A 21386-nucleotide genomic window follows, 5' to 3' on the forward strand; every position below is an offset into this window, starting at 1 on the left:
CCGGAAGGCGGGGAGCCCGAGCTCGGCTACATGTTCCTGCCGCAGGCGTGGGGACGCGGGTACGCCACCGAGGCGGGCGCAGCGGCGCTCGACTGGTTCGCCGACGCACATCCCGGCGAGCCGGTGGTGCTCTCCACCCAGACCGCCAACGACGCCTCGATGCGCGTCGCGGCGAAGCTGGGGTTCACCGAGGCGCAGCGGTTCGAGGACTACGGCGCCGAGCAGTGGCTCGGCGTGTGGTCCCCGGGCACGCCGTCCGACTGAACTCATGCCCGGCAGCGCGACGGATCCACGAGGCGACCGATCGGTCGTCGGTTGGGCGCACCGCTTGCGCGAGTGCTTCCCAACTTCGCTGTCACAAACCGGCACAGTTCCCAACTTCGGTGACAACCGTCCCGACTTCGCTGTCACAGGTCAAGAGCGGCGGGAACCCGCCGAGGCCGGCGGACCGGGCAGCGGGTGCAACACGGCACTGCAACACGCCCACCCGCCCCTACCCCCAGCCGCATAACGCCTGGTCAGACCCGCAACACGGCCCCGTGTTGCACCCCGGCGCAACACCGCGTTGCACCCGCACCCACCACCCGGCCGCCCACCACCGGCCGCCGAGCACCACCACCAGGACCAGGCCGTCGAGAAGGCCGGCCTTCTCGACCATCACCACCGATGTCCTGTGCCACCGGTCCTTGACCGATTGCCATCGAAGTTGGACCACTGCACGGTTCGTGCCATCGAACCTTGACCGCCCTGGTCAGGGCCTCACGGGGCGTTGTCAGCCTCCTGCTGGATGATCTGGCCATGCTGATTGCGACCAACGAGCGCGGCCACGTGGTGAAGCGCGCCACCAAGCCCGCCATCGGGACGATGCTGGCCCACCTGCGGCGGGGCAACGCCCACATGGTCGTGGAGCGGGTGGACGGGGAACGGCCCGGCGACTGGTACATCCAGGTCCTGCTGCGCGAGAACAACACCTACCAGCTCGAATACCGGAACGGCGTGGCCGAGCAGCACTTCCAGACCATGACCGTTTCGCAGGAGAAGGTCCTCGCGGCGCTGCTCGGCTGGGCTGTCGCGAAGCCGGGCTGGCAGGACGGCTTCATGTGGAACAACATCGGCGAGCAGTTCAGCTCCAGCGACCAGGAAACACCGGAGTCGGCCGACGGTACGAAGCAGGCTGCCAAGCCCGGAGCCGTCTGACCAGGGCGGTCAAGGTTCGATGGCACGAACCGTGCAGTGGTCCAACTTCACTGGCAATCGGTCAAGGATCAGTGGCACAGGACAACCACGCCGCCGGGAAGGCTGGCCTTCTCGGCGGCCCCCACCGAGCAGCAGCCGCGGCACCGCCCGGCCATCCCGGACAGCGCCCCCGGGACGGCCAGCACCCGGCGGTCGGCGACCCCCGGCACCGGCCGACACCCCAACGATCCGGCAGCACCGGTACGGCAGAACGCCCGCGCCTGTCGCGGGTGTTGTCGCGCCCAGACCACACACAGGGGAAACCCGGTATTCGCCCACGTCACACCACACGACAGCACCCCACGCGACAGGCAGGCGCGACAGGGGAGCGACAGCACCCACACCCCGGCCACCAACCCTCCAGGGCGGTCTCCAGGGCGGCCTGACGGCCACCCAGCCCACCAGCAGCCCGGAACGGCGCAGCACGCCCGGACAGCGGCCGCCCGACAGCGACCAGCAACCCAGGACGGCAGCACAGCACCGCCCGGCGAACACGACCAGGACAGGCCGCTGCACCAGGACGGGGCGCAGCGGGAAGGGCCTGGCGGCCGACCAGGACGACGGCCACGGCGGGCACAGCAGCAGGCGGGGAGGCGGGAAGCCACCGAGGCCGGCGGACCGGCCACCCCCGACGGCGGCCAGGGACGCAGCAGGGCGGCGGCACCCGGACAGCGACGACCACCGACCACTTCCCAGCCCGGCTCCGCCAAACCGAACACCAACCCCACCACCACCCCGGCCAATTCAATACCGCCCGAATTCAGACCACCATCCGGCGGCCAATCCGACAAAACAACCAACCGGAATTACCGGCGGAATTCACACCCGAAAGCAGCCCGCAACACCAAGCCAACCCCCGAGCGGGCCAACCCGCCCCCGACCACATCACGCGACCACACACAGTCATCAAACTCGACCCACACCAACCCGGCTCATCCTCTCGACAGGTCCAACCAAAGGTCCAGACAACCCAGCATTCAAGGCCATTTGACGCCCAACAACACCAACAGGTCACACCCGGCGGCCCCTCGCCAGGTAGAGCCTCGCGTGCAGCACGCGGTCCTCCCACCACGGGTCATCCGGGGTGGAGACCAGCGCGGCCACCAGCTCGCGCTTGGTCAGGACCGGCAGCACCAGCGGCCTCAAGTCCCTTGCGGCGCGGGCCTGTACGCAGTCGGGGCACTCCAGCCGGTCCGGCCGGGCCTCCTCCCGCAGCTCCAGCTTCAAGCCCTCCTTCCCCGCGATCGAGCCCCGGCACGTCCAGCACAGGCACAGCAAGCGAGAGGTGCAGCACTCGTTGGAGTGAACGGTGTCTGTTCTTCTATCTGCCGGATTCTCAACGGACTTGACTGCCTGACGGCGGGTCTCTGCGGTGAGGGGTGGGTTTGATGGATGCGGCGAGGGTGGAGGCGTGCTTCGTCACGGTCGCTGGCGAGGTGGTCCAGCAGCGCCTGGGGCGGGCGGCCGGACAGGTGCGGTTCGAGGAGTTAAGGCCGGTTTCGGCGTTCCCGGTGGTGCCGGGGCGCAGCTGGGGTCCGGGGTGGTGGTGGTCTTCGACGACGGGGCGGTTGGTGGCGCACGGGTCGATGGCGATGCGGATGCAGTTGATGCTGTTGGACCGTGAGCGTTCGGTGACCGGTCTGGCGGGGCGGCCGGTGCGGCTGCTGTGGCGCGAGGAGGACGGAGTGGTGCGTTCCTGGGTGCCGCAGCTGTTCGCCCGCTACGCGGACGGCGGGGCGCTGCTGGCCGACTGTCCTGCCGTTGCGGGCGTGGGCGGGCCGGCGGCGCAGCGGGCGGCTCGGGTGCTGGCGCAGGTGTGTGAGGGGGTGGGGTGGGTGTACCGGCGGTTGGAGCCGCCGTCGCCGGTGGTGGCGGCGAATGTGCGGTGGCTGGCCGGCTACCGGCATCCGCGGTTCGGTGCTGACGGGGTGCTGCGTGAGACGGTGCTGTCGGCGTTCGCCGAGCCGCGGCCGCTGGCGGAGGGGGTCGCGGCGGTGGGGGTGCCGTTGCGGGCGGGGCCGATGGTCTTCCATCTGCTGTGGTCCGGCGCTCTGGCCATGGGGTTGGGGAAGCGGCCGCTGGACGCCGGGACCGTGGTGGGCCGGGGGGTGGCGGCGTGAGCGGCGGGTCGGGCCGGCGGGTGCTGGCGGTGGGCGCGCACATCGTCTTCGACGGGCGCGCCTGGCAGGTGGTCGGGGTGGAGGGACAGCTGGTGCGCCTGGCCGGCGAGCGCGGCGAGGTCGCGACGGTGCTGGCCGGGCACCTGGTGGCGGCGCCGGACTTCGCGGTGACCGGCGCGCGGCCGCAGGTGGGGGTGCCGCAGTGGGGGCTGTTCCAGACGGTGCCGGTGCGCGAGCAGGAGAAGGCACTGGCCTGGCAGCGCCACATCCAGGAAGTGGAGTACGGGCTCGCCGGCGGGGAGGGAGCGGCGGGGGTGCCGCGGCCGCAGTACGACCCGGAGCTGCACACGCTCGCCGATCGGGAGCAGGCCAAGGCCGCAGAGCTCACCGCCCTGGGGTGGGAACACGTCGCTGTCAGCACCGTGCAGCGGATGCGGTTGAACTACCGGCGTCAGGGCCTGTGGGGGCTGGTCGATCACCGCACCACCAAACCCGCCAGCCGCACCGGGCGCGCCGACGAGAAGGTCGTCGCCGCGGTGCTGGAGGCGCTGCGGCGCCAGCGTGGCCGCTCCAAGGGCACGGTGAAGGGGCTGATGCAGCTCACGAGGCAGGTACTGGACGACCGCTACGGGACCGGGGCGGTGAAGCTGCCGGCGCAGGCGACGTTCTACCGGCTGGTGAAGGCACTGGCCGACCCCGCCGAACTGCCCGGCCGGCCCGCGCGCACCGCCACCGCCTCACCGGGGCGGCCGTTCACGCCGGCGGTGGCGCTGCGGCCGGGCGAGCAGGTCATGCTCGACTCCACCCGCCTGGACGTCATGGCCGTTTTCGCCGACGGCACCACCGGCCGCCCGGAGCTGACCATCGCGCTGGACGTCGCCACCCGCTCCATCCTGGCCGCCGTCCTGCGCCCGGCGAGCACCAAGGCCGTCGACGCGGCGCTGCTGCTCGCCGAGATGGCCGTCCCGCACTCCCTGCGCTCGGGCTGGCCCGACGCCCTGGCCATGTCCCGCGCGCCCGTGCCGTACGAGGACCTCCTGGACGCGGACCCGCGCCTGCAGGCCGCCGCAGGCCGCCCCGTCGTGGTGCCGGAGACCGTGGTCGTCGACCGCGGCCGGATCTTCCTCTCCGCAGCGTTCCTGGCCGCCTGCGAAAGCCTGGGCATCAGCGTGCAGCCCACCCCGCCCCGGCGCCCCACCGCCAAGGGCCACGTCGAGCGCGCCTTCGGGTCCATCAACACCCTGTTTGGCCAGCACGTCGCCGGCCACACCGGCTCCAACGTCCTGCGCCGCGGATCCGACAGCCAGCGCGAGGCCGTGTGGAGCGTCGCCCAACTGCAAGACCTCCTCGACCAGTGGATCACCGTCGAGTGGCAGAACCGCCCCACCGAGGGACTGCGCCACCCCTCGATGCCCGCCACCGCCTTGACCCCGAACGAGATGTGGGGCGCCATGCTCGGCGCCACCGGCCACGTACCGCTCCCCCTGACCGGCGACGACTACATCGAACTGCTGCCCGTCGTGTGGAAGCCCATCACCGAGCGCGGCATCCGCCTGAACCACCGCACCTACGACCACCCCGCGCTCGGCGACTACCGCGGCCAGCCCTCCAGCGTCACGGCGCAGCAGGGCCGGTGGGAGGTCCACCACAACCCCCACGATGCCCGCCGGATCTGGGCCCGCCTCGGTGACGGCGCCTTCACGCCCATCCCGTGGATCCACGCCGACCACGTCCACCAGCCCTTCGGCGACCAGCTGTGGCAGCACCTCAAGGACACCGTCGCCCGGCGCGGGGACCGCGACCGGCACGAAGCCGACCTCGCCCAGGCCCTCGACGACCTCCTGCGCCGCGCCCGCACCGGCACCACCCACCCCCGCGAACACGCTCTGATCACCCGCCACGCACCCGCCGCCCTCCCCCACGACCACACCGGCGGGCCCGGTGGGCCCGTCGGTGCCGTGGAGGACCCGGGCGGACAGACCCGAGGACACGGGAAGACGAGGCGCCAGAAGCAGACCGCCGCCCCGGAGAACTCAGGCCCCGGGCAGCAGCCTGACGACCACGGGTCGGCTGTTCCGAGGCCGCGGCGGGCCGGCGCTGCACGGTCCGAGACGGCGGCCGGGGAAGGCGAGGCCCCCGCGGCGCTGTTCGACGCCGCCGAACCGTGGCCCACACCGATGTCACCGCCAGGAAGTCCGCACCCGCGCGGTGAGGACGAGGACGACCTCGACGCCGACCTCGCCTGGAACGACGAGGACGAACTGGACGATGAGGATGCGGTGGACACCGGCTTCGGCCTGTACGACGCGGCCGAGGAGGCGCAGCAGTGGTGACCCCGACCGCCGGCCAGCCCGCAGTCCAGGCCGGGACCGCGACGCCCACCACGTGGGAGGAATGGCGGCGCTTCGTCGACCGCAAACGGCCCGCACCGCCCTCACCGGACAAGCCCCGGCGCAGCGCGGCCCAACGCCTGATCTACCACTCCCGGTTCGTCGTCGTCCGCACCCCGGCCCTGGACCAGATCACCACCAGCGTGCGAACCCTCACACTGCTCGGGCGCCACCAGGACGGCACCGCACGGCCCGGACTGATCGTCACCGGACCGCCCACCACCGGCAAGAGCACCGCCCTACAGGAAGTCGGGCGCACCTACGAACTGCACCAGCGGTCCTTGTCCCGCACTCCCGTCCCCGGGCGGGCGCCAGTCGCGTACATCCTGGTGCCGCCCGGAGCGAGCGCCAAGAGCCTGGCCGCCGAGTTCGCCCGCTTCGTCGGCCTGCCGGTCGGCCCGCGCATGACCCAGGCCCTGCTCACCACGACCGTCTGCAGCATGTACACCAGCCTGGGAGTCAGCCTGGTCCTCGTGGACGAGATCCACCGCCTCAACCCCCGCACCACCAATGGCTCGGAAGCCGCCGACTTCCTCAAAGACCTCACCGAACGCCTGCCCGCGACCTTCGTCTACGCCGGCATCGACGTCGCCGACACTCCGCTGTTCACCGGGGTGCGCGGCGCGCAGCTGGCCGGGCGTACCTCGCTGATCGACTGCGATCCCCTGCCCGCCCGTATCGGCGACCGGACCCCGTTCCGCTCCACTGTGGCCGCGTTCGAGAACGCCCTCGACCTCACCTCCCACCGGCCCGGATCCCTACGGCGCCTGGCCCCCTACCTCCACCAGCGCACCGCCGGGCGGATCGGCAGCCTCTCCCGCCTCATCCGCCAGGCCGCGATCACCGCGATCCTCGACGGCACCGAGAAAATCACCAAGACCTCGCTGGACGCGATCACCCTTGACCATCTCGCCGAACAACACCACCGACCGATCCGGCCCACGGCACGACGACGGTGAACCTGCCCGCAACCGCCACCGGGCCAGAGGCAGACGGCGGCCCCGCCCCCGGACACCAGGCGCAGCACTCCCCGGGCGGTCCGCGGGCGGCCGCACCCGGACCCGGTCCGGTGACCGTGCCCGTATCCGGCACCCGGCCGCTCCCGGTCCTCCTCACCCCGGCGCCCACCCTCCTGGACATCCGGCCCCTGCCCGCGGAAAGCACCGCCTCCTGGCTGCAGCGCCTCGCCGACGCCCACCACCTGGCGCCCGCACACCTGCTGAACGGCCTCGCCATCACCGCAAGCGGCCGACCCAGCCGCACACCCGCAGGCAGCGAACTCCACCTCGACCACACGGCGCAGCACCGCCTGGCCGCGTTCACCCGCCTCCCCCACCACCACCTCGCCCACGCCCTGCCCCACCTCGGCGTGCCCTGCCCCGCCGCGGGGCCCGGCCGCGCACGTGCGGGCCACGCCTGGTGGCACAGGCTCGACCCCCGCCACGCACCGCTGCGGGCCTGCCCCACGTGCACGCTGCGCCGCACAGCCGGCACCACCAACCACGCCCTCGCCTACCTGCCCGACCACGCCAGACTCTGCCCACGCCACCACCACTGGGCCGCAGGCCCCCACCACAGCCTCAGCACCGCCGCGCTACCCGAACTCGACACCGCCCACGCGAGCCACCAACGCCTACGACACCGCACCGACGCCGCGGACGCGTGGACCTGGGCCACCGCGATCACCACCCGCTGGCACGACCACTCCACCCACACCACTCTGACCGCCCGCTGGCACCGCCGCCGGCACCTCCTCCAACACGCCAACCCCGACGTCCAGCCCGTCACCGGCTCCTGGACACTCCTGGCCCGAGACGCCGTCACCTACCCCGAAACCGTCACCCTCGCCCGCACCCTCGCCACCACCCCACCCTTCCCGGCCTCCCGCCACGGCAGAGCGGACCCTCGCGTGCGTGCCTTCCTCAACCAGACCGCGGTCGCGCTCGGCCTGCCCCACCTCACCGCGCTACCCGGCAGCCTCCTCACCACCTGGACCCACCACCACACCCGAAACCGCTGAACACCCAAGCCGGCCCGGCCGCAGCCATCCCCAACCCACCCCAGCGCATACAGGGCTCTCAACCAAACAGCGGGAAACCCCACCCCTTCTCACGCCATCCACAATTTCTCAACCAACCACCAAAACCCACAGGTCAAACCAACTGACACCCAGCCATCAACACCCCCGAGAACCGGCCCCCACCCCGAACACGACCCCACCACCACCTAGACCTTCTCAACCAACCCATCAACCCCCAGCCCAGGAACACGACTGCTCAGCCAATCACCGACCCGCCACATCGAGAATTTCTCCCGAAAACTTGCTACAATCAGTCCTTGCGACACGTGCCGAACAGAACTCGACAAAGGAATTACAGGGAAAATGTTGCATTCTTTCGCTCGCCTGTCCGGGTTCGGCGTATCAATCACCCCGAAGGCTCCGTACACCGTTGAGCGAATTGAGGATTCTGCGACCTCGCTGTCCGTAACACGCCACGTCTCAGGCATGTCGCACCGGGGAGTCACCTTGCGGGGATTTCCGGATAACGTTGAGGCGCGCCTGGTGGGTGTCGGCTCCCTCAATGATGTCATCGAGGTCGGAGATGGTGGACCGCAAGAGGCATGGCTGATCGAAACGACAGCGTACTCGATCCCATGGCCCGAGGCATTCGCCATTGATTCTCCGCCCCCCGGAGATACCAATGCACCGTTCTACCTTTTCGGAGAGAATTCTTCAGTCATTTATATTCAGGGGCCTATCCCTGCGCATAGAGTTCCAAGCCTCTCTGAAGTTATCGCCCCGGGTCAGAAAATTGTGAGAGAGAGATCTGCTGACGAATTCGACCTGGTCGAGTTCGGCTATGAGTTCGAGGGTTCGGACTGGCGCCAGGTGATGATTCGCGTGGCACTTCCGAACGACATGTGCGTCGTCGTAACCACGCAGTCCGCTGCCGAAAATGCAGAAACTGTTGCCAAGGCTGCCGAGGTGATGGCGCTCGGGGTGCGGGCACGTTCGTCACGGTAGTCGACACGTCTAAAGGAATTTAAAATGGTGACCTCGATCGTCGATGTGGCCCGCGCGTTGCCGCACATAGACGCCCTTCGGCGGCATTGCATCGCACTCGCAGCCTTTGACATTATTCGCGAGCCGGAGAATGTATGGGCGCGTGAGCATTCATATGATACGCAATGGCTCCCCGGTGTGCAATCCGCCATTATGGACGGCAGTGGAGATGGCTACTTTGTTGCCTTCTGCGAACAGGGGGCGCTGGTCGTTGGATTCGATCATGAATCCCCGATGAGCCCCTACTCCAGTCATCCGATGCAACTCTGGCCCGGGGTTCTCGATGAAGTGCCGGAAAGCCTCGAATGGATCCTTTCAAAGCCTCCAGAGTTTCTGGATGACGACGTCGTTCTTGCAACGTGCTGCACGTGGAATGATGCCCCGGAAGCCACGTGGAAGACGGGCTCTCGTCTTAATTTTCCGCCAGGTCACGAGACTCCCGATGGCGCAGCTGCGATCCTGGAAGACCTCACGCAGTTCGGGGCCGATTTTCATATCAAGAGGCTTGGTTTCAAAGAGGCGGGCGAGGCCGCTTCGGCGGTTCGCGGAATACTCGATCTGGCTGGCCCGGTGGAGCAGTTTGCTGCTGCGCTGAACCCGGGTTGCAATACTGCGTCAGTAGCCTCGGAGTTGTATTCGATTGGATATCCGCAGTCGCGTGCGTGAGTTGCACCATTAGAGCGCCGCCCGAGGTGCGTGATTCCTGCAAATATAGTGTGGCCGGCCATCGCAGTGATGATGGCCGGCCACATGCTTCCCGTTAGTCCTTGATGGGGCTACCGCTTCACTAGGAGAACCACTTTCTGATGGATTTGACGGTATTACGTGCAATGCCGCTTCCGATGACGCCACCCACGACGGCTCCCACGGCTCCCCCTACCACCGTTCCGACGCCGGGGAGGATCATCGTGCCGATGGCAGCTCCGGTTTCGGCACCGTAGATGCTTCCCGCTATACCGCCGATTAGGGTCACGGTGTCATCCACCGCGGTGTCCACCTTCTGTCCCGGCGGGGCTGCCTTGACGTCTTGGACGATCACGGCCGCACTGATAGCCAGTCCTGCCACGCCCAGGACTCCGCCGACGGAGGCAGTACCGCGGTCCCCGCGTGCGGCTGCCACCCGTGAGAGCCAGTTTTGGTTTCGGTTGAGCCGGTACGGCTTGGCGGGGTTAGGGCTGCCGCATGCGTAGCGTTCCCTGCAGGACATGCCGGGGCTCGGACGTCCTCGGTCCTGTGCACTGCTGTTGCAGGCCCATCCTTCGACGCAAAGGTTCGATTCCGACAGGTTGCCGCCCTTGCTCCGGGGGATGATGCGGTGTCCGGCGTTCAAGTCCCTGGAGTCGGAGAAGTTGTAGCCGCAGCGCCAGCAGTCCCAGGTCCCATCGGCCTTCTGGTCTCGGGCGAGGATCTGAGCGAATCTCCCACTGACCCCACTTACGGGCTTGAACTTGGTTCCGTCATTGCGGCCTGCCGCGATGATCTGTTCGTCGGTGGCGTAGTCTCCGTCGCTCAGAACCGCGTCACCCCATGAGGGGTCCCGAACGATGCTCCAGCCCGGGTCCTTGGGAGTACCCGAGGCGGCCAGTTTCCCCGTCGGGTCCGAGAGGTTAACCGGGTCGTTGCTGCTGTAGGCGTAGGAGTTCCACTGCTGTGGATCGCCTGCGTCGATGATCAGGTCGGGGCTGATGAATCTGCCGGTGGTGGGATCGTACTGGCGTGCTCCGAGGCTGGTGAGGCCGGTGGTGTCGTCCGTGTTACCGCCGACGAAGCCCTTGGTGCCGGCCCACTGGTTGGTGCCGGGTTGGGTGCCGCGGGGGTTGCCGAATGGGTCGGTGGGGCGGCGGGTGACGGTCTGGGTTGCGTCGGTGTTGATTTGCACGCCGTTGGTGCCGTGGGGGTCGGCGGCTTGGATGAGGACGGTGCCTCCGCCGATGGCGGCGGTGACCCGGGTGTAGGTCAGGCCGCCGGGGGCGGCGATGGAGCGGACGTTGCTCGTGGTGCCGCTGCTGGTGTCGAGGGTTAGCTGGTCGGTGAGCAGGTTGAGTGTGGTTCTGCCGGGGTTGCGGCGGATGAGCTGATTGCCGTCGGCGTCGTAGAGGTAAGTGGTGGTGGTGGCGTCGGCCCGTCCGGTTGTGGTGAGGGAGTCGAGCTTGTCCTCGCCGTTCCAGGTGAGGGTGGTGGTGCCGCCGGTGTCGGTGATGGCGGTGGTGTTGCCCTTGGCGTCGTACTGGTAGCTGACGGCCTTGGTGCCCGCAGGTCCGCTGGTGGTTGAGGTGAGCAGGGCGTGGGGCCCGCCGGTTCCGCCGCCGGTGCTAGGGGCGTTGGTGGGGGTGTTGGTGGTCTTGGCGGCTCCGAAGGTCTGGGTGGTGGTGGTGTCGTTGAGGCTGTTGCCGGTGATGTCGTGCTGGATGAAGCTCGTGCGGTTGCCGGTGGCGTCGTAGGTGTAGGTGTTCCAGTACGGTGCCGGGCCGCCGACGGTGCGTCCGCCGGGGCCGACGGTGGCCGGGCCGTCCTTGTTGATGCAGGAGCCGATGCCAGGGACCGTGGTGGAGCTGCCGGTGCCGTGGACGGCGCCGGAGGAGTCCGTCCAGTCTGCGGTGGTGGTGGTGCCGCCGGTGTCGGTCCAGGCTCCGGTCAGCCGGTTCAGGTGGTCATAGGTGAAGCACTGGGTGTCGGTTGCGGAGGCGTCCTGGATGTCGGCGATCGAGGTGATCCGGCCGGACGGGGTGTAGGTGTAGCTGGTCTGGTCGACGGAGACGGTGCCGACCTGGCGGTCGAGGAAGTTGTTGATGACCCGTCCGGTGGCCCAGTCGTATTGCTGGGTGGAGACGACCTGCTTGCCGTACTGGCCGACGGTCGTGCGCACGGGGCGGGCGAGGGCGTCGTAGTCAACCTTGGCGACGACGGCCTTGCCGAGGCTGGCGGATGAGGTCAGCAGGCCGGTGATGGTCCGCCCGTAGCTGACGGTCTCTGCGGGCAGGCCGCCGGCGGCGGGAATGGCGACCTTTTTCAGGGAGCCGATGACCGGGCTGTAGGTGTTGGTGGTGGTGTAGGTGCCGGCGAGCGCGCCCTCAGTCGTCGGGATGGTGATAGTGGTGCCAAGTGGGCGGTAGGCGGTGTCGTAGCCGGTGACCGCAGTGGTGTAGGCCGCACCGCCTGCTCCGCCGACGTAGCGGGTTGAGGAGGTGCTCTGGCCCTTGACGAGGGTGTCGTAGGTCCAGGAGGCCAGCTGGTTCGCGGGGGCGACGCTGCCGGTGAAGGTGCCGGTCTTGCGGCCGAGCAGGTCGTAGCTGTAGGCGAGCGTGGTGTTCTTGGCGTCGACGGTGCGGTCGATGCGCGAGTTGACGTCGTAGAACGTCTGCGCCGTGCCGGTGTCCGGGTCGGATGCCGAGACCTGGCGCCCGCGCAGGTCGTAGCCGTAGCTCCAGGTGTTGCCGCTGCTGTCGGTCCTCGACGCGGCCAGACCGACGGGCGTGTAGCCGTAGGTCGTCACATCTGCGTCAGCGGGGTTTCCGGTCGGCGCCGGGGTCCGGTACTGCCACAGGGCGGTAGTGCGCCCGCGCGCGTCGGTCACGGCCGACGAAGGCATAGCGCCCTCAGGCGGGGTGACGTCGGTACGGTCGGCGCCGGGGTAGGCCCTGGTGGTGGCCCACTGGAGGTTGCCGTAGGAGCGGAACTCCGTGCGCAGCACGCGGCCGTTGCCGTCGTAGGTGTTCCACGTCTGGCCGGGGACCTGGCCGTCGGTCTGGGGGATGAAGATTGACTCGGTGGGGAAGGAGCCCTGCTCGTAGTAGGGGGCGGAGGTCTTGATCACCCAGCCGTGGGTGTCGTAGACGGTGTCGGTGATCAGGCGCCCGGTGGGCTTGGCGGCGCTGGTCCTCTGGGTCTGGCGGGGCCGTCCCAGGCCGTCGAGGATTTGGATGCTCGCGGAGTAGGTGACCGCGTCGTCGTTGATTGACTCGGTCTTGACGGTGGAGGGTGCCTTGGAGCCGTTCAGGGAGTAGGTGAACTTCCGGCTGGGCAGGTCTGTGGTCGGCCGGTCGGGTGCCCAGACGGCGGTGACGCGGCCGAGGGCGTCGTAGTGGGCGGTGGTGACGCGGTCGTTGATGTCCTTGCTGGTCAGGGGTGAGCCGCGGGCCGGGTCCTGGGTGACGGTGGTGGTCCACCCGGCCCCCATCGGGCCGGTGGTGCGGATCTCGGTCGGGAGCTGGCCCGAGGGCGGGGTGAGAGTGACGGAGGTGACGGCGGGGGTGACCGACGGAGCACTCAGTTGGGTGCCGTTGCGGTCGTAGGTCGACCCGTCGGTCGTCGCGTTCGTGGTGATTCGCCCGTAGACGTCGAATGTCGTACTGCCGTCGTGGACGTAGACGGGGTTGCCGGCCTGGTCGAAGTGGTCGAGGACCTGGCTGCTGGTGGGATCGCCGACCGTACCGGCTTGGTTGAAGGGCTTGCCGTCGAGGAGGACGCGACTGTTGGACAGGGTGTTCGCGGCCGTCGCCGTCCCGGAGCAGGGCCCCTGGAAGGTGGTCGTCTCGGACGCCAGAGTCAGCATCTGCGGGTTGCCGCCGGAGGCGTAGCCGGTGGTGGTGCAGGTCTCGGGGGTGGCGGTGGTGCCGTCTCCCTTGTCGTCGACCTTGATGACACGGTTTCCGTTGGCGGGTTCGCTGGTGGTGACCGTCGTGGTCGTGCGCCAGCTGCCGTCGGCGAGCTTGGCCTTGGTGATTGAGGTTGTTTCGGAGTCCGGACGCCAGGCGTAGAGCGGTGGCATGCCGCCGCTCTGGGCGTGGGTTGCGGAGTGGTCCTGCCCGTTGTAGGTGGTCCCGCTTACTGCGGTGACCGTTCCGCCGGCCTGGTCATAGACCTCGGTTGCTACGACGCGGCCGGCCAGCTGGGCGCTGTCGGGGACGGTGCCGCCGAGCGGGTTCGGTACCTCCGGAACCGTGCGCAGAGTCTTTCCGTCGGCGAGGTAGTCGCCGACCATGCCCCGCAGGTAGGTGACCTTCTGCTGGGTCTTGGGGGCTTCACCGGGGTTGGCGTTGCCGGTGGTGGTGGTCACCGACTGGTAGCCGCGGAACTGGTCCCAGGTGCGGGTCTTGGGGTCGGTGAATTCGGCGTCGTTGCGGTGCCAGGCTGCGCCGCCGGCGTAGGTGTACTCGGTGGTCTTGCCGATGCCGGGGGTGCTGACGAGGTCCTGTTCGGTGACGACTTCGACGCGGGGCTTGTCGAACCAGTCGGTGATCAGTTCCTTGGTCACCTGTCCGTCTGGCGACACCTTGTTCTGAAGCCATTTGACGGGCATGCAGGCCATCGTGTTGCCGTCTTCGGAGGACGGCATGTGGTTGTTGACCCTCGAGCACTCGGGGTCGGTGTTGTACTTGACGTTGATGCTGCCGCCGGTCTCGGTCGTGATGCCCTGGATGCGCGGACGCATGTACATCTTCTCGGCCGGGACGAGGCCGTCGACGCGGTTGGCCCGCATCTTGTACTGGAACTGCACGGCGGGCAGGTTCGTGATCTCCGCCTGGCCGTTGCTCGGTACACGCTGGACGGAGTCGAGTTGCAGGAGACGCTTGGTGCCGTCGCCGGGGTCGGCGAGTTCCTGGGTCAGGTTCCAGGTGTCGACGGTGCGGTAGTCGGCGTTGACCAGGACCTTGGTGGTGATCGAGGTCAGGCGCTTGGTCGTGAAGAAGGTGGGTGCCGAGTTCTGACACGAGGCATCGGTGCAGATCTGGTCGATCGGCGTGTCAGGCCAGGCGTCGGCGTGGTCGGCGGTGCGCTGCCCCTCGGTACAGTCCGTCGTGGTGCCGGGTATGCAGCGCTCCGCGACGGCGAAGGCGACCTTCGCGGCCGGGTTTGCGCCGCCCTTGGCCGCCAGCTGGTCGTCCAGGCGCTGGCCGTAGGCGATCTCCTTGAGGTAACCGGCGCGCTGGTAGTCGGTGAGGGTGCCGTTGCCGCTGCTCTGCCCGTTGCCTCGCTTGTACTTGTTGCCCTCGGTGGCGTACTTGTACGTGGTGAGGTTGCCGTGCGGGTCGACGACGTAGTCGAGCTGCCAGCGCCAGGCCATCTGGCACCACGAGTTGGTGCCGCTGCCAGCGTTGTGGCAGGGATCCCCGTCGTTGGGAGAATAGACCGGAACAGTCAAGACGGAGTTCGCGGCCGGGTCCGAGCCGTCGCCGCCGGGCAGGTGGTTGCGGCCGAAGTAGTACTGGACGCCGTCAGGCGTGGTGATCCGCCAGTAGTCCATGTCCTGGTAGTCGATGTCACCTGCGGCCTTCGGCGCGCCGGTGAGCTGCTCGACCGTGGTGCCGTCGTCGCTCTCGAGGTGCCAGACGTGCTTGTCGTCGTCACGCACGAGCCTGCCCGAATGGCCCCCCAGGGAGAGCGCGGCGTTCTGCCCGCCCCAGCATTCGTCGAAGGAATCGGTGATGCCGGCCGTCTTACAGCTGCGGTAGGAGCGCTCGATGAAGCCGGGCTCGTAGCCCCAGCCGTCACCGATCCACGAGGGCTGGGCGTTGGAGGCGGACGTCTTGCCGTCCACCTCCGCCGAGTTGTAGCCCAGCGCCACGGTGGGGGCGGCCCCGCCGAGGGAGGGCGGAACCTGGATCGGGTAGTTGTAGGTGAAGCTGCCCGTGTTGGAGCCGGCTGTCCAGGCCGCGGATGACGACAGTGATGTAGCGGTGTAGTTACCCAGGGGCCCGGACGGGGCGGGCGTGGGTGCGATGACGATGGGTCCGCCGGTGGTGCCCCCGCCGCCGGTCAGGGCCGTGGCAGAGACCTGCGCAGTGGTGAAGGAGGCATTCACGGCGCCGGTGCCCGTCCTGGCAGACGTCTTGACGGGGGGAAGAATGACGTCCGCAGTGATCGTGCCGGAGGCATCGGTCTTCGCCGCAACCGGAGTCTGCGTACGGCACTCAGGGCGCTCCGGTGTCGTCAGGGAGCAGGCCGGCAGCGCCACGAGGCCGGCGCGGTCTGACCACCCGCCGGCCTGGAGGGCCTTCAGGTCCAGGGTGACGTGGGCTTCGCGTCCGTCGCCGCCGGCCGATGTCTCGGCGTCAGTGAGCGCTACCAGCGGCCCGGTGACGCCTGCGGCGTTGCCCTTGTCCTTCCCCGTCACCTCGACGGTGACGGTGTGCACGCTCTCGCCCTTGCCGCTTGCAGGGGCGACCTGGACGGCCAGGTTTCCGGCCTTCGTCCCGGTCGTGCCGCCGGAGACGGGCGATGCTCCGCCGGTGGCCTTGCGGGCAGCTTGGGCCTCGGCGCTGTCCACGCCGACGGCTATCGTCGCGGTGCCGGTGGCGATGGGTGCCGCGGTCTGGGGTTTCCAGTCGGTAGGCCGGCTCTGCGTCTTGGTGCCCGGAGAATGGGCGTCATGGCCCTTGACGGGCCGGTCGGTGCTTCCCAGGGGGGTGTTCGGTGGCGTCCAGACCTCGCCTTCGGGTTCGGGGTAGGTCCATGCGACCGCCGGTGGGACGGTGACCCCGGTCAGCGCCAGGGCGACTGCGCCTGCTACCGCCGGCGACCGCCATCGGCCGCCTATTCGTTTCCCGGCCCGTTTCCGGGCAGGCCATGCCACCATGTGGTGTCTCTCCTCGTTCAGTATCGACACAGCGTCATATGGGCACGCGCGTGCCATGATCGATGTGACGATATGTGCGCCCGCAGACACTGCAACCACCGTTGAGGCGCCGCGCATAAGATGTTTATAAAGTCTTGATCTGCCAATCCGAGACCTACCCGGACAAGCAGGGACAAGCTGTCGGCGGGTTTGACCAAGTCGCAGGTCAGGCCGCATCGTTCCCACCCGAACGCCTCCCACCAAGGGGCGGCTTACCGGGAGGGACCCCACAGCCACGCCATGTCGAACACCCCGCGCACAATCGCGCACACACCACCGGCACTTTCCATACGCAGGCGCGTGCTTCGGCTCACCGCGCTCGGCACCGGCTGCGCGCTGAGCCTTGCCTTGCTCAGTGCACCCGCCGCGCTCGCGGCAGACCCAGCCCCCGCACCACCTCAGACTCACGGGCCCGCAGGCGGCGTCAAACCGATCGTCCCCACGTCACCGGCTCCGGCCCGCACACCCGGGCAGCAGGCCATGCTGGACGCGATCGCCAAGGCCCGGTCGGCCGGCAAGCCGGTCACCGTCGAGACGCTGACCGATGAGCTCTCCGCAACGGTCGCCAACCCGAACGGCACGCTGACCACGACCGCCAACGCCCAGGCCGTGCGGACCAAGCGCGCCGGCACCTGGACGGACATCGACCCGACGCTGCGCGCCAACACCGACGGCACTCTCAGCCCGGCCGTGGTGACGACCGGGCTGACGTTCTCGGGCGGCGGATCAGGTCCCATGGCCACGATCACCACCGATGACGGCAAGAGCCTGGTAGTGAACGCCCCGTTCCCTCTGCCGAAGCCGTCCGTGGCCGGAGCGAACGCCACCTACTCCGATGTCCTTCCCGGAGTGGACCTGCAGCTGACCGCGCTGCCCCAGGGGGGCTGGCGGGACGTCATCATCGTGCGGACCAAACAGGCCGCCGAGAGTGCCGCGCTGAAGTCGCTCACCTTCCCGATGGCCGCGCACGGCCTGTCGGTGGCGGCCGACCATTCAGGAGGCGGCATCAGCGTCGTCGACGACAAGGGGGCCACCCGGTTCCGGGCCCCAGCCCCTCTACAGTGGGACTCGAGCAAGCCCGCAAGCCCTCCCGCGACCGCGGCGGCCCGTGCCTCGAGGGCCTCGGAGCGTGTGACACTGGCCTCCTCCCCCGCCCCCGCGTCCACGGACAGCCCGGCCGGGATCCCGTCGACCGCCGAAGCGCCGGGTGACGGTGCGAACGTCGCCGCCATCACCACCAAGGTCACCCCGTCGGCGATCGAGCTGACGCCCAACCAGGACGCCCTGGGCTCCGGTGACGGCCCCTGGTTCCTCGACCCCTCGTTCGTCGCGGCCACCAGCTACACCGAGGGATCCGTCGAGGTCCAGGAGAACCACAAGGACGCCAAGAACTACAACCTGAAGTCCAACGTGGCCACCGGGTACTGCGGCTACCACAGCAGCGACCCCAGCCTGGACTGCGGCGTGGAGGGCCGCCAGCGGGCGTACTTCCAGTTCGGGATCAACCCCGCCATCTACACCATCCCCCAGGGCGCCGAATCCGCCCCCGTCATTCAGAGCGCCATCTTCAACGGGCAGGTCACCGGCGCCTCCAGCCCCGGAACCGATACGCCGTTCGTCATCTACTCCGCCCCCGCGGGCAAGACCATCGGCACCAACACCAACTGGTACGCGCAGCCGTGCGGCGACAACGGGAACGTCGTCATGGACGGCTGTGCCGCGGTCAACGGACAGTGGCTCAAGGGCACGGGTCAGCTGGCCATCGAGGTGACCGACACCATGAGGCGCGCCGCGGCGGAGAAGTGGCAGGTATGGACGATCGGCATCGCGCCGCAGGCCAGTGAGTGGGAGAAGAGCTACCGCCACTTCCTTGCGAACAACCCCTCGATCACCACCACCTACGACATCACGCCGACCATCTGGTACCCGCGTACCAGCCCTCCTCCCGGTTTCGCGGACACCCACAGCACGGCCGAGTGCACCAGCGGCGGCGCCAACCCCTGGGACAACCCCGGCTGGGTCGGCAACAACCAGGAGGTCTACCTCACCGCCAACAGCTGGTCGCCCGCCGGGCAGAACCTCTACACCGGCTACCAGATGTGGGACGACAACGATCCCAACTTCAGCGCACTGCCCGGGGACTGGGGCAGGAGCTACAACGACCCCGGCCCCACCGTGAGCGTGGGAACGCTATCGGACGGCCACCAGTACGGCTGGCTCGCCCGTGCCACCGACGACACCCTCACCTCGCCCAACAGCGCCTGGTGCTACTTCCGCGTCGACAAGACCAACCCCCGCGTCAGCATCAGCTCCACCGACTTCCCGCCCTCGGGAACCCCCAACCCCACCCCGGCCAAGTACATGAACGACGAGGGCACGTTCACCATCAACGCCGAGGACCCCGTCCCCGGCGCCGGCCTTCAGGCCTCCGGCATCGCCTGCGTACGGGTGAGCACCGACCCGACGCCGGTCGTGGGCTGGCAGTGCGACAACAGCACCTGGAAGCCGGGGGACCGCCCCTACACCTACAAGGCCAAGGACTGGGGCACCAACACCCTCTACGCCTGGGCCATGGACAACGCCGGCAACTACAGCCAGCCGGCCGTCTACAACTTCTACGTCCCCTGGAAGCCCGGCACCCAGCCACTCTTCGGCGACGTCGACAACGACCAGAAGCCCGACGTCATCACCGTCGACAAGAACGGCGACCTGCGCGTCATCGGCGGCACCACCGACCCCACCACCTCCCTGGCAGCCCCCGCCGCCGCAGCCCCGGGCAACCGAGACTACGGCGCCACCTGGGCCGACTACCAGGTCAGCCACCACGGAACCTTCTCCGTCGGACAAGCCGTCGACGCGATCCTCGCCCACTACAACAAGAACACCACCTCCAAGCTGCGCGAGGTCTTGTACCTAATCCCCAACAACGGCACCGGACGCTTCGACACCTTGACCCCGGTCCCCCTCAACCGGCCCGACTGCACCACCTACCAGAGCGGCGCCGCCTGCCCCGGCTACAACCAGGCCAACTGGAGCAGCGCCTCACAGGTCATCGCGATGGGGACACCGGACGGCGAGGCCGTCGGCGGTGAGCCGGGCAACGAGGCCCACAAAGTCATCATGACCCAGACGTCCATCCTGTCCCTGGAGAACAACAGCCTCTACCTCTTCCAGCCCAACGGCCTCGACTCCGCCCTCGACACCGCCACCTACCTCCCCACCATCTCCGGCAGCTGGGCCGACATGGAGTTGATCAACCCGGGTGCCGCCAACGGGGCGACCAGCATCCCCGGCACCACCGACCCCACCAACCAGGCCACCGTCTGGGCGAGGAACCGCACCACCGGCGACCTCTACGCCTACCCCCTGGGCTGGACCGCAGGCGGGACCGTCGACTACACCGCCCTCACCAAGCCCGACCAGGGAATCAAGCTGAACGTGGGCCAGGCCGTCACGGTGTCCGAGTACCCGCGCATCGGCGCCGGCGACCTGAACAACGACGGCACCCCCGACCTGTGGGTCATGGACAACACGAACGCCATCGCCATCTTCCCCGGCACGAGCAGTACCGGCACCAAGGGCAAGGTCGACAGCTTCGACCACGCCTCCTTCGCCGGCTACTCCGACTCCAGCGTCACCGTCCACCCCCAGCTCGCGGACGGGGAGTGCATGGACTCCATCGGCGGGCCCAACGAAGGCACCGACGTCGCCGCCTACTCCTGCTGGCAGACCGTCAACCAGCGCTTCAACTTCGCCATCGACGGCACCATCCGCTCCGGCAGCTGGTGCGTCTCCACCAAGAACAACGCCCTCGGCAACGGCACCGGCCTGATGCTCTCCCGCTGCGTCGGCAACACCGGCCAGAAATGGGCCGTCCGGCCCGACGGCCGCATCTACCTGCCCGCCACGGTGACCGCGGACAACCCCGGCGGCCGCTGCCTCGAGCTGCCCGGATGGCAGACCGATCAGGGCACCCGCCTCGGCATCTGGGACTGCCCCGGCCTCCAGGCCAATCAGCAGTGGAACCTCACCTACGAAAAGCACAAGCCCTGAACCACACCGTCATCACCTGACCAACCCATGGAGGAGGGGGTTCCCGGGGACAGCCCCGGGAACCCCCTCCTCCACCCCGATCCGGACCTGGAGCCCTCACCGATGCCTTCACCCGCCGCCTACCACCCACCACGACCGACCGCCACCGCCGCCACTGTCCTGCTCTCCGCGACCGGCGCCGTCACACTGTTCTCTCTCATCGCCGGGATACGCCTCCACGGCGCAGCCGGCGACCTTCCCCCCGACGTCACACTCGGACTGTCCGACAGCACCGCTCTCACCGACGCGCAAGCGCTCTACCGGCACGCAAGCCAGCTCCACCTCGTAGCCCTGCTGGCCTCGACGGTCACCTTCATCCTCTGGTTCTACCGAGTACGAGTGAACGCCGAACGATTCGACCCGCACGGACACAGGCTCCGGCGCGGCTGGACGATCGGCGCCTGGTTCACCCCCGTCGCAGCCCTCTGGCTCCCCCGGCAGATCGCCGCCGATACCTGGCGGGCCAGCACCCGCCCAGACGAGTCCGGAGTGCGCCCCGCACTCGCACCGGCCCTCCTCAACCTCTGGTGGGGCACCCTCTGGGCCACCATCGTGGTCGGCCGACTCGGTGCACAGTTCTACGGACAGGCGCGCTACCCGGACACCTACCAGGAGGCTGTCACGTGGCTGAACGCCTCCGACCTCCTGGAACTCGCGGCCGCAGTCCTCGCCATCCTGATGGTGCAGAAGCTGACCGCCCTCCAGGAGGAACGCTTCAAGGAGTCGGCTGCCCGAGCCTATGGTGCCCCCACCGGGGCACCGCTCCGCGGCCACGGGTGTCCGCGTACTCGTCGAAGTGCTCAGTCAGGTACAGCTGAACGTGCTCAGCTTGACGTCTGACCGGTCGCTCGGGTGTCGGATGGATCACC

13 protein-coding genes are annotated in these 21386 nt (G+C 68.8%); 10 read left to right on the forward strand and 3 right to left on the reverse strand.

What is annotated here, in order from left to right; translation table 11 throughout:
* Together AC0B61_RS35920 and AC0B61_RS35925 are read left to right on the forward strand one after the other, a co-directional pair.
* The coding region (locus AC0B61_RS35920; protein WP_471746554.1) for a GNAT family N-acetyltransferase at positions 1 to 264 on the forward strand (264 nt) is incomplete at its 5' end.
* Between the two features lie 534 nt (positions 265 to 798).
* Positions 799 to 1197 (forward strand): hypothetical protein, encoded by a 399-nt coding sequence (locus AC0B61_RS35925; RefSeq protein ID WP_471746556.1) that lies wholly within the window; start codon positions 799 to 801, stop codon positions 1195 to 1197.
* Between the two features lie 68 nt (positions 1198 to 1265).
* Here AC0B61_RS35925 and AC0B61_RS35930 read toward each other — a convergent pair whose 3' ends face one another.
* Together AC0B61_RS35930 and AC0B61_RS35935 are read right to left on the reverse strand one after the other, a co-directional pair.
* Entirely contained in the window at positions 1266 to 1406 is a 141-nt protein-coding gene (locus AC0B61_RS35930; protein WP_471746557.1) for a hypothetical protein, read from the reverse strand.
* Positions 1407 to 2247: 841 nt separating this feature from the next.
* On the reverse strand, positions 2248 to 2463 hold the full coding sequence (locus tag AC0B61_RS35935; protein ID WP_471746559.1) for a hypothetical protein: 216 nt from the start codon (positions 2461 to 2463) through the stop codon (positions 2248 to 2250).
* A gap of 161 nt (positions 2464 to 2624) precedes the next feature.
* On the opposite strand from AC0B61_RS35935, the gene AC0B61_RS35940 reads away from it, so the two are divergent.
* The 6 genes from AC0B61_RS35940 to AC0B61_RS35965 all read left to right on the forward strand — a co-directional run bounded on the left by AC0B61_RS35940 (position 2625) and on the right by AC0B61_RS35965 (position 9476).
* Positions 2625 to 3356: a TnsA-like heteromeric transposase endonuclease subunit gene (locus AC0B61_RS35940; protein WP_471746561.1), complete on the forward strand. Its 732-nt coding sequence runs from the start codon at positions 2625 to 2627 to the stop codon at positions 3354 to 3356.
* A complete protein-coding gene (locus tag AC0B61_RS35945; protein ID WP_471746562.1) occupies positions 3353 to 5689 on the forward strand; it encodes a Mu transposase C-terminal domain-containing protein in 2337 nt (778 codons plus the stop codon). The genes AC0B61_RS35940 and AC0B61_RS35945 overlap by 4 nt, the downstream gene beginning before the upstream one ends.
* Positions 5683 to 6705 (forward strand): TniB family NTP-binding protein, encoded by a 1023-nt coding sequence (locus tag AC0B61_RS35950; protein WP_471746564.1) that lies wholly within the window; start codon positions 5683 to 5685, stop codon positions 6703 to 6705. Before AC0B61_RS35945 ends, AC0B61_RS35950 begins: the two co-directional genes overlap by 7 nt.
* Positions 6706 to 6815: 110 nt before the next feature.
* The gene (locus AC0B61_RS35955; protein ID WP_471746566.1) at positions 6816 to 7766 is read left to right on the forward strand and encodes a TniQ family protein; all 951 of its coding nucleotides are present in this window, start codon (positions 6816 to 6818) and stop codon (positions 7764 to 7766) included.
* A gap of 363 nt (positions 7767 to 8129) precedes the next feature.
* Positions 8130 to 8771 carry a hypothetical protein gene (locus tag AC0B61_RS35960; RefSeq protein ID WP_471746567.1) on the forward strand — a complete coding sequence of 214 codons (642 nt, stop codon included), beginning with the start codon at positions 8130 to 8132 and terminating at the stop codon, positions 8769 to 8771.
* A 24-nt stretch (positions 8772 to 8795) separates the two neighbouring features.
* Positions 8796 to 9476 (forward strand): hypothetical protein, encoded by a 681-nt coding sequence (locus tag AC0B61_RS35965; RefSeq protein WP_471746568.1) that lies wholly within the window; start codon positions 8796 to 8798, stop codon positions 9474 to 9476.
* 121 nt (positions 9477 to 9597) lie between these two features.
* On the opposite strand, the gene AC0B61_RS35970 is transcribed toward AC0B61_RS35965, so the two are convergent.
* Complete coding sequence (locus AC0B61_RS35970; protein WP_471746570.1) at positions 9598 to 16077, reverse strand: RHS repeat-associated core domain-containing protein; 6480 nt, start codon at positions 16075 to 16077, stop codon at positions 9598 to 9600.
* A gap of 828 nt (positions 16078 to 16905) precedes the next feature.
* Between AC0B61_RS35970 and AC0B61_RS35975 the strand changes: the two genes are divergently transcribed.
* Both AC0B61_RS35975 and AC0B61_RS35980 read left to right on the forward strand, forming a co-directional pair.
* The gene (locus tag AC0B61_RS35975) at positions 16906 to 20478 is read left to right on the forward strand and encodes a ricin-type beta-trefoil lectin domain protein (protein WP_471746572.1); all 3573 of its coding nucleotides are present in this window, start codon (positions 16906 to 16908) and stop codon (positions 20476 to 20478) included.
* 102 nt (positions 20479 to 20580) lie between these two features.
* Positions 20581 to 21357 (forward strand): DUF4328 domain-containing protein, encoded by a 777-nt coding sequence (locus AC0B61_RS35980; protein WP_471746574.1) that lies wholly within the window; start codon positions 20581 to 20583, stop codon positions 21355 to 21357.
* The last annotated feature ends 29 nt before the right edge of the window (positions 21358 to 21386 follow it).

It is taken from the genome of Kitasatospora sp. NPDC023385 (assembly GCF_055664045.1).

What these genes read in the sequence shown, in the direction of transcription:
- AC0B61_RS35940 (WP_471746561.1), top strand. Translation starts at nt 2,625, where the DNA reads ATGGATGCGGCGAGGGTGGAGGCGTGCTTCGTCACGGTCGCTGGCGAG.
- AC0B61_RS35975 (WP_471746572.1), top strand. Translation starts at nt 16,906, where the DNA reads ATGCTGGACGCGATCGCCAAGGCCCGGTCGGCCGGCAAGCCGGTCACC.
- AC0B61_RS35960 (WP_471746567.1), top strand. Translation starts at nt 8,130, where the DNA reads ATGTTGCATTCTTTCGCTCGCCTGTCCGGGTTCGGCGTATCAATCACC.
- AC0B61_RS35980 (WP_471746574.1), top strand. Translation starts at nt 20,581, where the DNA reads ATGCCTTCACCCGCCGCCTACCACCCACCACGACCGACCGCCACCGCC.
- AC0B61_RS35925 (WP_471746556.1), top strand. Translation starts at nt 799, where the DNA reads ATGCTGATTGCGACCAACGAGCGCGGCCACGTGGTGAAGCGCGCCACC.
- AC0B61_RS35965 (WP_471746568.1), top strand. Translation starts at nt 8,796, where the DNA reads ATGGTGACCTCGATCGTCGATGTGGCCCGCGCGTTGCCGCACATAGAC.